This window comes from Streptomyces sp. NPDC037401, from assembly GCF_055602345.1.
Genome location: NZ_JBVJWO010000006.1, coordinates 190,853 through 200,199, shown reverse-complemented (window position 1 = coordinate 200,199; position 9,347 = coordinate 190,853). Strand labels below are relative to the sequence as shown.

Sequence of the window (9,347 nt, the reverse complement as noted above, 5' to 3'; positions counted from 1 at the left end):
AAGGCGCACCGCAGCGCGCCTCCCCCCCCCCCCCCCCCCCCCCCCCCCCCCGGGGGGGGGGCCCCCCCCCCCCCCCCGCCCCTCCGCACCCTCCCCCTCATGCACAAGGAGCCCACCATGCGGCTGATCAGCTACACCCTCGACGATGCGTCCGTGCGCCTCGGGGCGCAGGCCGACGACGTCGTCGTCGACCTCGCCACCCTGGCCGAGCGGGCCGCCGTGGAACTGCCCCTGGACCTGCTGTCGTTCATCCGGGCCGGCGCGCCCGCCCGCCAGGCCGCGCACGACCTGCTGGCCGCCGGCCCCGCCGCCTGGCCCGCCGAAGCCGTGCACCGGATCGAGGCCGTGAGCCTGCGTGCCCCGCTGCGCCCCGGCAAGATCATCGGGGTCGGGCTGAACTACGTCGAGCACGTGGAGGAGTCCAGCCGCAGCCTGGACACCGACAAGGAGCGGCCCACGCGCCCCGTGCTCTTCAGCAAGCCCGCCACCGCCGTGACCGGCCCCGGGCAGCCCGTCCTGCACAACGCCGACCTCACCACCCAGCTGGACTGGGAGTGCGAACTCGCCGTCGTCATCGGCCGCACCGCCTTCCGGGTGAGCGAGGAGGAGGCGTACGACCACATCTTCGGCTTCAGCATCGTCAACGACATCAGCGCCCGCGACCAGCGCCGCTCCGGCCAGTGGTTCTTCTCCAAGGGCCAGGACTCCTACGCACCCTTCGGCCCCGCGGTCGTCACGGCCGACGACATCCCGGACCCGATGGACCTCGATCTCTCGCTGCGCGTCAACGGCGTCACCAAGCAGAAGTCGAACACGCGCCACATGCTCTTCTCCATCGCCCGCCTCATCGCCGACATCTCCTCCGGCGTCACCCTGGAGCCCGGCGACGTCATCGCCACCGGATCGCCCGCCGGCGTGGGAGCCGGCATGGTCCCGCCCGAGTTCCTGGTCCCCGGGGACACCGTCGAGGCCACGGTCGAGCTGATCGGCACCCTGACCAACCCCGTCATCGACGCCCGTTGAGGAGCGACATGTCCCCCCGCACCCCCCGCACTCCCCGTACGTACCGCATCGGCCAGATCGTGCCGAGCTCCAACGTCACCATGGAAACCGAGGTCCCCGCGGTCCTGCGCGCCCGGGAAACCATCGCGCCGGAACGCTTCACCTTCCACTCCAGCCGGATGCGGATGACCCACGTCACCCCGGAACAGCTCAGGGCCATGGACGCCGACTCCGACCGCTGCGCCGTCGAGCTCTCCGACGCGCACGTGGACGTGCTGGGCTACGCCTGCCTGGTGGCCATCATGAGCATGGGACTCGGCTACCACCGCACCTCCGAGGAGCGCCTGCACGTCCGCACCGTGGAGAACGGCGCCCCCGCCCCCGTCGTCACCAGCGCCGGAGCCCTCGTGCACGGGCTGCACACCCTCAAGGCGAAGAAGATCTCCCTGATCGCCCCCTACATGCGCCCGCTGACGAAGACCGTCGTCGACTACCTCACCCACGAGGGCATCGAGGTGCTCGACTACCACGCCCTGGAGATCCCCGGAAACCTCGACGTCGCCGCACACGACCCCGCACGCCTTCCCGGGCTCGCCCAGGCCCTGGACCACAGCGACGCCGACGCCGTCGTGCTCTCCGCCTGCGTCCAGATGCCCTCGCTGGGCGCCATCGACGAGGCCGAACAGCTCCTCGGCAAACCGGTCGTCTCGGCAGCCGTGTGCACCGCCCACCAGATGCTGCGCGCCCTCGGCCTCCCGGCCGTGGCCCCCGGCGCGGGCCACCTCCTGTCCGGCGCGTACGCGGAAACGCCGCCGGTGCGGCAGTCTCCCGCAGAGCGGTAACGGCGCCACGCCACCCCGTCGCCCCGTCGTCGCACACGGCCCGCCGTGACCTGGCCCTGGACGGTGCACCGTCCGCCAGGCTCGGTAGGATCGCGACCGCATACGACGGAAGGCGATCATGGCGGACAGTCCCCTCAGGCCCAGCTCGTTGATCAACACGGTCTACGGGGCGTTCGCGCGCCGCCTCGGCGGCTGGATCTCCGTCGCCGACCTGATCACCCTGATGTCCGAGCTGGACGTCGACGGCCCGGCAGTGCGCTCGGCGATCTCCAGGCTCAAGAAGAAGGGTGTGCTCGAACCGGAACACCGCGGCGCCACCGGCTACCGGCTCAGCCCGGCCGCGCACCCCGTCTTCGACGAGGGCGACCGGCGCATCTTCGGCAGCCTGGAACCGGCTGAGCTCAGCGACGGCTGGGCGATGGCCGTCTTCTCCGTACCGGAGTCCGAGCGCTCGTACCGCTACCAGCTGCGCACCCGGCTGACCTGGCTCGGCTTCGGCAACATCGCCCCCGGCGTGTGGCTGGCCCCCGGCCGGCTCCTCGACGACGCCCGCGCCATGCTGGTCCGGCGCGGGCTCAGCGACTACGTCCACCTGTTCGCCGCGGACTACGCCGCCTTCAGCGACCTGTCCGAGTCGGTCAGCTCGTGGTGGGACTTCCCGGCGATCCAGGCACAGTACGCCACCTTCGCCGACGCGTACGGCCCCGTCGCCGCGGGACTCGTGCAGCAGCGCGACATCGACGGCGGCGAGGCCTTCCGCCACTACGTCCCCATGCTCACCCAATGGCGCCGACTGCCCTACCTCGACCCCGGCCTGCCCAGCGAACTGCTCCCCGCCGGCTGGAACGCCGTTGCCGCGCGTCAGATCTTCCAGGAACTGCACGACGTACTCGCCACTCCGAGCCTGCTGCACGTACAGCAGGTCACCGGCCTGGCAGAGGCGCCGCCCGCCTCCTAGTGCCGCGACCGCACTGGGAAATGCCGGGCCCGCCGCCCCACCTTCGTGTCGGTGGGGCGGCGGGACCCGGTGGCAGGGCTGTTCGCCGCAAGGCGGCAATGCGGTTACGGCGCCGCCGGATGGTGCAGGCGGCGCCAGTAGCCGGCGATGTCCTCGGTGGCGGTGGTGACCGAGTCGAGGGTCATCGTCGTGCGGGAATCGCGGCCGTAGCGGTCCCACTGCGGCATGGGGTGCTGGTTGGGGTCGCCCGTGCGGATGAAGGAGATCCAGGACGCGTGCACGGTCGCGGCGAGACCGTCACGGACCCGGGGGCCCAGCCCCGCCAGGAAGGGCGCCTGCGACCACTTGTCGAAATTGTCGAACACGAACGGCAGCTCCAGACAGTGCGCGGCCGCGAGTTGACCGTTGTGCGCGGGTGTCGGCAGGTTGAACTGGTAGGCCCAGACCGGACGCCCACGGGCCGCCCGCCGTTCGGCCAGCGCCACGCAGGGCATGCGGAACAGGTCGTCGGTGATCAGATCCATGAGCACGTCCAGCGGGCGGGCGCCCGGCCGGGCCTCCTCGTAGGCGGTGTAGGCCTGGGCCGCCCGGTTTCCGAAGGTGTTCCGCGCTCTGGCGAGCACCTGGTCCTTGGTGGCCGCGGCGTACGGCTCGCTCAGGGCGAAGGCGAAGTTCGCCTCCTCCCTGGTCCAGCCGATCAGGACCTCGATGTCCGCCCCGGCACCGCTGAGCAGCAGGTCGGCCGGGTTGCGGTCCAGCGTGACCTCGTCCAGCACCGGCAGGAACGGGGTCCCCCAGTACCCCCACTGGGCGGTGCGCCCGAACATCTCGAAGGTGGCGGCGATCAGGCGCGGCCAGGGCACGGCCCGGAGCTCCGCCACGTCCCTGGCCCCGACGACGTCCAGGAAGGCCGCGGTGCGCTGCAGTGACTCGGCGCGGGTGGGGATCTTCAGCCCGAGCGGCGGGCTCTGCAGGATCGCGCGCCGGAACAGCGGGCGGCCGCCCCTGGTCCGGGCGCCGGCCAGCGCCGCGACCGACAGCGCGCCGCCGGACTGTCCGGCGACGGTGATGTTGTCCGGGTCGCCGCCGAACGCGGCTATGTTGTCCCGTACCCAGTTCAGCGCGGCCAGCTGGTCGGTGAGCCAGAAGTTCCCGCCCGCGCCGTCCTCTCCGAAGTAGAGGTAACCCAGCGGCCCGAGGCGGTAGTTGACGGTCACGACGACGAGGTCGCCGTTGCGGGCGAAGGTCTCGCCGGAGTAGTTCGGCATCGAGCCGGATCCGGAGATGAAGCCGCCGCCGTGGATCCACACCATCACCGGCCGCTCGGCGCCACCGGTTCCGGGGGTCCAGACGTTGAGGGTGAGGCAGTCCTCGTCGAAGGGGGGCGAGCCGTGCGTACCGAGCACCTGGTCGCCGCCTTCCCGGTAGGGCTGCGGTGCGCTCGGCCCGAAGGCGGTCGCATCGCGCGTCCCCTGCCATCCGGGGTGGGGCCGGGCCGGCCGCCATCGGAGGGCGCCGACCGGCGGCGCCGCGTAGGGCACGCCCTTGAAGACGCTGAGGCCGCCTTCCGCGCTTCCGCGCAGGCGGCCCGCGGGTGCCTCCACCACGGGTGCGGACGCGGGTGTGAGCGGGGCGGCTTGCGCCGTGCCCCCGCCCTGCATGCCGGAGAGCAGCGCGGCGCCGGCCAGCCCCCCGCCGTTCTTGAGGATCTTGCGCCGCGATGGATCGTCGGTCATGGTGCTTCACTCCCTGACTGATCAAGAGCCCTGACGCCGGATTGACATTGCGTATTTTTGACGAAGGTCAGTGTTACGACATACCCGGGGTCGGGGTCAAGGGGTGCGACCCCCGGGCGATCGGCGATATCGCGCGCTCTTGACGTCCGTTGCTATTGCACGATAGACACGTGTCACTTCCGATGCTCCGGCCGGGGTCATTGCTCGCCCCGGCGTCGGCTCTCGCTTCCCTCCTCTGGGACCCCTCAAGGCAGCCTCCTCATCAACATCCGGCCATCCAGGGCTGGTTGACAACGTTCGGAGTTTCCATGGCAGGTCGATTTCGTCCCGTTGGTCTGATCGCCGTGACAACGGCAGCCCTCTTCCTGACCACGGCATGCGGTGGCGCCAGCCTGGGGACGGGCGACGGCGGCGAGCAGAACGGGCCCGTGAAGATCGGGCTCCTCGTCCCGCAGTCGGGGACCTACAAGGCGCTGGGCGACGACATGAAGCACGGCTTCGAGCTCTACGTCGAACAGCACGGCGGCAAGCTCGGCGGGCGCGAGGTGGAGATCGTGGTCGCGGACGAAGGGGAGACGGCCGACTCGGGCAAGGCGGCGGCGGAGAAGCTGGTCAAGCAGGACCGCGTGCTGGCAGTGAGCGGCGTGGTCAGCTCGGCCACCATCAACGGGGTCAAGGACCTCTTCGAGAGCAGCAGGGTACCGCTCGTCGGCTCGAACGCCTCGCCCACGACCCTGACCGGGACCGAATACGTCTGGCGCACCTCGTACGTCAACGACGAACCCGGCAAGGCGCTCGGCAAGTACGTGGCGCAGAAGGCCGGAGGCCCGGTCTTCCTGATCGCCGCCGGCTACCAGGCGGGCGAGGACGAGGTGGACGGCTTCAAGTCCACCTTCCTCCCGGCGGGCGGCAAGATCGCGGGGAAGGAGGTCTACACGCCGTTCCCCGGGACCAAGAACTTCCAGCCGTACCTCGCGCAGATCGAGCGGTCCGGAGCCAAGGCCGTCTTCTGCTTCTACGCCGGCGGCGCGGCCGTCGACTTCGTCAAGCAGTACCGGGACTTCGGACTGGCCGGCAAGATCCCGCTCTACGCACCCGGCTTCCTCACGGAGGGCGGCGTCCTCAAGGGGCAGGGAGCGGCGGCCGACGGCATCCTCACCGCACTCAACTACAGCGCGGACCTGGACAACGCGGCCAACAAGCAGTTCGCCCCGGCCTACGAGTCCGCCTACGGTACGGCTCCGACCACGTACGCGATGGCGTCATGGGACGCGGCGCAGGTACTCGACCGGGCGATCAAGGCCGCAGGCGGCACGGTGACCCCGGAAACGGTCAACACCGCCATCGCCGGCGTGGGGGACGTCGACAGCCCGCGAGGCACCTGGCGGTTCAACAGCGGCGGCACGCCCGTCCAGCCCTGGTACCTGCGCGAGGTCAAGCAGGGGGCCAACACCGTCAGCTCCGAGCTCGGCCGGCTGGGCGGCTGACATGTACGGATGGTTGGACGGCAATGTCGTCAGCGTCATCGACGGCGTCGCCTTCGGTCTGCTCCTCTTCACGATCGCCGTCGGCCTCTCCCTGGTCTTCGGCATGATGGACGTGCTCAACCTCGCCCACGGAACGCTCTACCTCGCAGGGGCCTACACCGCCTACGCCCTCTCCGACGGGAGCCTGTGGGGCCTGCTCCTCGCCCTGGCGGCCGGCGCCCTGGTGGGCACCCTGGGCGGAGCGGCGCTGACGTTCCTCACCCAGCCGCTGGCCCGGCGCGGGCACCTCGACCAGGCCGTGCTGACGCTCGGCGTCACCTTCATCGTCGCCGATCTCCTCGCCGCGGCGTTCGGAGGCGAGGTGCTGCCCACCGACCCGCCGACCTCGCTCCGCGGGACGCTGGACCTCTTCGGCCATGCCTATCCGGTCTACCGGCTCGTGTTCATCGGCGTCGCGGCCGGCCTCGCCGCCCTCGTGTACCTCGTGTTCGAACGCAGCTCGCTCGGAGCGCTGGTACGGGCCACCGTCGCGGACCGGGACATGGTCCGCGCCCTGGGCGTGGACATCCGCAAGGTGCTCTACGGAGTCTTCGCGCTCGGCGCGGCCCTGGCCGTGGTCGGCGGTGTCCTCGGGGCGCCGATCCTGGGTCCCGGCCCGGGCGTCGACGAGACCGTCCTCGTCCTCTCGCTCGTCGTCGTGGTCGTGGGCGGTCTCGGATCCGTGCGCGGCGCACTCGCCGGCGCGCTCCTCATCGGCCAGGTGCAGACGCTCGGGGTGGCGCTGCTCCCGGAGTACGCCCCGTTCCTGCTCTTCGGCACCATGCTGGCCGTGCTCGTCGTCCGCCCGCACGGCCTGGTCCCGTCGGGGGTGCGCGCATGAGCCCGGCGGGATCAGACGGAACCGCCGCACGGCGGCTGTGCATGACCGCCGCAGCCCTCGGCCTCGCCGCGGCCCCGTTCGTCCTCGGCTCGTACGCCATCGGCACCCTGTCGCGGATCCTGGTGTTCGCCCTGCTCGCCATCAGCGTGAACCTGCTCACCGGCCTGACCGGACTGCCGACGCTCGGCCAGTCGGCCTACTTCGGCGTCGGTGCCTACACGGCGGCCATCGTCGCGACGCGGCTCACCGACGTCGGCGTACTGCAACTGCTCATCGCCGCCGGAGTCTCCGCGCTGGTGGCCGTGCCCACGGGATGGCTGGCGGTGAGGGCCCGGGGCGTGGTCTTCCTGATGCTGACGCTGGCGATCGGCGAGATCGCGTACAGCGCTGCCGTCAACTGGAAGTCGCTGACGAACGGCACCGACGGTGTGTCCGGCATCCCGCCCGTCGTACCGCTGCCGGGCATGTCCGCTCTGGAACTCGACGGCCTGGTGTACCTCTACGTCCTGGTCGTGTTCCTGGTGCTCTTCGCGGCGGTCTCCCGCACGGGCTCGACACCGTTCGCCCTCGCCCTGCGCGGGATCCGTGACAACGAGCGCCGCATGAGCGCGATCGGATACCCCACCCGACGGTACGCCCTGGCCGTCTACTGCGGCGCCGGTGCGCTGGCCGGCGTCGCCGGTGGCCTGTGGGTGTCGGTGCAGCGGTTCGTCTCGCCCGGCGATGCGGGGTTCGAGATCGCCGCCCTGGCCCTGCTCGCCGTCGTCATCGGCGGCTCCGGCTCGATGTGGGGGGCCTGTGCCGGAGCCGCGCTCGTCTGGCTCACCCGCGACTACCTCGGAAACCTCGAAGCCGTCGCGGGACGCGGGCCGCTGCTGCTCGGACTGTTCTTCGTCATCGCCGTCTACGCGCTGCCCCGCGGGCTGTCCGGGGTACGACTCCCGCCCAAGCTGACCCGGAAGAGGACGGCGTGAGAGAACACGATCTACTGGAACTACACCAGGTGTCGCGGCACTTCGGCTCCTTCCGGGCCCTGGACGAGGTCGATCTCACCGTGCGCCGGGGGACCCGGCACGCGGTCATCGGCCCGAACGGCGCGGGTAAATCGACGCTGTTCGGCCTGATCTCGGGAACGCTGGCGACGACGTCCGGAACCGTCCTCGTCGACGGGCAGGACGTGACCCGGCTGCCCGTGGACCGCCGCGTCGGACTCGGCGTCGCCGCGACGTTCCAGCACTCCAGTCTCTTCATGCGGGAAACCGTCCTGGAGAACGTCCTGCTCGCCGCGCTGCGCCGGGCCGGCGCCGGATTCGGAGGCTGGCGGAGGGTGAGTGCCCGGACGACGGCCATCGCGCGGGCGCGGACGCTGCTCGAGCAGGTGGGGCTGCCCGCCCGGCACGACGTGCCGGCGGCCGCCCTCTCGCACGGCGAACGGCGGCAGCTGGAGGTCGCCGTCGCTCTCGCCACCGAACCCCGGCTGCTGTTGCTGGACGAGCCGGCCGCCGGGATGTCTCCGGCGGAGACGGCGCGACTCACCGAACTCGTCGCCGCCCTGCCCGCCGACGTGACGGTGCTCCTGATCGAACACGACCTCGACATGGTCTTCGAGCTCGCCGACACGGTGACGGTCATGCACCTCGGCAGACACCTCAAGACGGGCTCCCCGGACGAGGTGCGGTCCTCCAGCGAGGTCCAGAGCGCCTACCTCGGCACCATGGAGGTCTCCCCGTGAAGCCGTTCTTCAGCGTGCGCGGCCTGAGCTCCGGATACGCCGGCGGCGTGGTCCTCGGCGGTGTCGATCTCGACCTCGGCGAAGGCGGGATCGTCGCGGTCCTCGGCCGCAACGGGGTCGGGAAGACCACCCTCATCTCGACCGTCGCGGGTTTCGTCCGGCCGTACGAAGGAAGCGTCATCCTCGGCGGCCGGGAGCTCGCCGGATCCCGGGTCGATGTGATCGCCCGGGCCGGGGTGGCCGTCGTCCCGCAGGGGCGCCGGGTCTTCGCCCCCCTGACCGTGGCGGAGCACCTGGCGATCGCCTCGAGGCGATCGGCCCGCGGTCCGTGGACGAGGGCCCGCGTCCTCGACCTGCTCCCGCGACTGGGGGAGCGGCTCGGGCACCGCGGTGACCAGCTCTCCGGCGGGGAACAGCAGATGCTCGCCATCGCCCGAGCCCTGCTCGGGAATCCGCGTCTCCTGCTCCTCGACGAGCCGTCCGACGGCCTCGCCCCTGCGATCGTCGACCAAGTGGGTGAAGTCATCCGCGAGGTGAGTGCGCAGGGCATGTCGGTGGTCCTCGTCGAACAGAACCTGGGGCTCGCCTTCTCCGTCGCCCAGAACGTGGCGGTCGTGCAGAAGGGCCGCATCGTCCACGAGGCGACCTGCGCGGAGTTCGGATCCCGTCCCGAAGACCGCCGGCGTCTTCTGGGCGTCGACTGAGCGCCC

Annotated in this window: 9 protein-coding genes; 8 read left to right on the top strand and 1 reads right to left on the bottom strand. The window is 71.3% G+C overall.

The genetic code is table 11. From position 1 onward, the window contains the following. The first annotated feature begins 99 nt into the window (after positions 1-99). The 3 genes from ACZ7H1_RS07940 to ACZ7H1_RS07930 all read left to right on the top strand — a co-directional run bounded on the left by ACZ7H1_RS07940 (position 100) and on the right by ACZ7H1_RS07930 (position 2,802). Positions 100-1,023, top strand: a complete 924-nt coding sequence (locus ACZ7H1_RS07940) for a fumarylacetoacetate hydrolase family protein (RefSeq protein WP_470784671.1) — start codon at positions 100-102, stop codon at positions 1,021-1,023. A gap of 8 nt (positions 1,024-1,031) precedes the next feature. After that, a complete protein-coding gene (locus ACZ7H1_RS07935; RefSeq protein WP_470784670.1) occupies positions 1,032-1,844 on the top strand; it encodes a maleate cis-trans isomerase family protein in 813 nt (270 codons plus the stop codon). Positions 1,845-1,962: 118 nt separating this feature from the next. After that, positions 1,963-2,802 (top strand): PaaX family transcriptional regulator, encoded by an 840-nt coding sequence (locus ACZ7H1_RS07930; protein WP_470784669.1) that lies wholly within the window; start codon positions 1,963-1,965, stop codon positions 2,800-2,802. A gap of 104 nt (positions 2,803-2,906) precedes the next feature. Here the strand turns inward: ACZ7H1_RS07930 and ACZ7H1_RS07925 are convergent, their stop codons facing one another. After that, the gene (locus ACZ7H1_RS07925; protein WP_470784667.1) at positions 2,907-4,538 is read right to left on the bottom strand and encodes a carboxylesterase/lipase family protein; all 1,632 of its coding nucleotides are present in this window, start codon (positions 4,536-4,538) and stop codon (positions 2,907-2,909) included. A gap of 308 nt (positions 4,539-4,846) precedes the next feature. Between ACZ7H1_RS07925 and ACZ7H1_RS07920 the strand changes: the two genes are divergently transcribed. The 5 genes from ACZ7H1_RS07920 to ACZ7H1_RS07900 are packed head-to-tail and all read left to right on the top strand — an operon-like array spanning position 4,847 to position 9,341. Then, positions 4,847-6,025, top strand: a complete 1,179-nt coding sequence (locus tag ACZ7H1_RS07920; RefSeq protein WP_470784665.1) for an ABC transporter substrate-binding protein — start codon at positions 4,847-4,849, stop codon at positions 6,023-6,025. A gap of 1 nt (position 6,026) precedes the next feature. Then, on the top strand, positions 6,027-6,905 hold the full coding sequence (locus ACZ7H1_RS07915) for a branched-chain amino acid ABC transporter permease (protein WP_470784663.1): 879 nt from the start codon (positions 6,027-6,029) through the stop codon (positions 6,903-6,905). Positions 6,906-6,946: 41 nt separating this feature from the next. Further along, entirely contained in the window at positions 6,947-7,879 is a 933-nt protein-coding gene (locus ACZ7H1_RS07910; RefSeq protein ID WP_470784662.1) for a branched-chain amino acid ABC transporter permease, read from the top strand. Beyond that, on the top strand, positions 7,876-8,637 hold the full coding sequence (locus tag ACZ7H1_RS07905) for an ABC transporter ATP-binding protein (protein WP_470784661.1): 762 nt from the start codon (positions 7,876-7,878) through the stop codon (positions 8,635-8,637). Before ACZ7H1_RS07910 ends, ACZ7H1_RS07905 begins: the two co-directional genes overlap by 4 nt. Beyond that, positions 8,634-9,341: an ABC transporter ATP-binding protein gene (locus ACZ7H1_RS07900; protein WP_470784660.1), complete on the top strand. Its 708-nt coding sequence runs from the start codon at positions 8,634-8,636 to the stop codon at positions 9,339-9,341. Before ACZ7H1_RS07905 ends, ACZ7H1_RS07900 begins: the two co-directional genes overlap by 4 nt. Positions 9,342-9,347 lie beyond the last annotated feature (6 nt).

What these genes read in the sequence shown, in the direction of transcription:
- ACZ7H1_RS07940 (WP_470784671.1), top strand. Translation starts at nt 100, where the DNA reads ATGCACAAGGAGCCCACCATGCGGCTGATCAGCTACACCCTCGACGAT.
- ACZ7H1_RS07935 (WP_470784670.1), top strand. Translation starts at nt 1,032, where the DNA reads ATGTCCCCCCGCACCCCCCGCACTCCCCGTACGTACCGCATCGGCCAG.
- ACZ7H1_RS07930 (WP_470784669.1), top strand. Translation starts at nt 1,963, where the DNA reads ATGGCGGACAGTCCCCTCAGGCCCAGCTCGTTGATCAACACGGTCTAC.
- ACZ7H1_RS07925 (WP_470784667.1), bottom strand. Translation starts at nt 4,538, where the DNA reads ATGACCGACGATCCATCGCGGCGCAAGATCCTCAAGAACGGCGGGGGG.
- ACZ7H1_RS07920 (WP_470784665.1), top strand. Translation starts at nt 4,847, where the DNA reads ATGGCAGGTCGATTTCGTCCCGTTGGTCTGATCGCCGTGACAACGGCA.
- ACZ7H1_RS07915 (WP_470784663.1), top strand. Translation starts at nt 6,027, where the DNA reads ATGTACGGATGGTTGGACGGCAATGTCGTCAGCGTCATCGACGGCGTC.
- ACZ7H1_RS07910 (WP_470784662.1), top strand. Translation starts at nt 6,947, where the DNA reads ATGACCGCCGCAGCCCTCGGCCTCGCCGCGGCCCCGTTCGTCCTCGGC.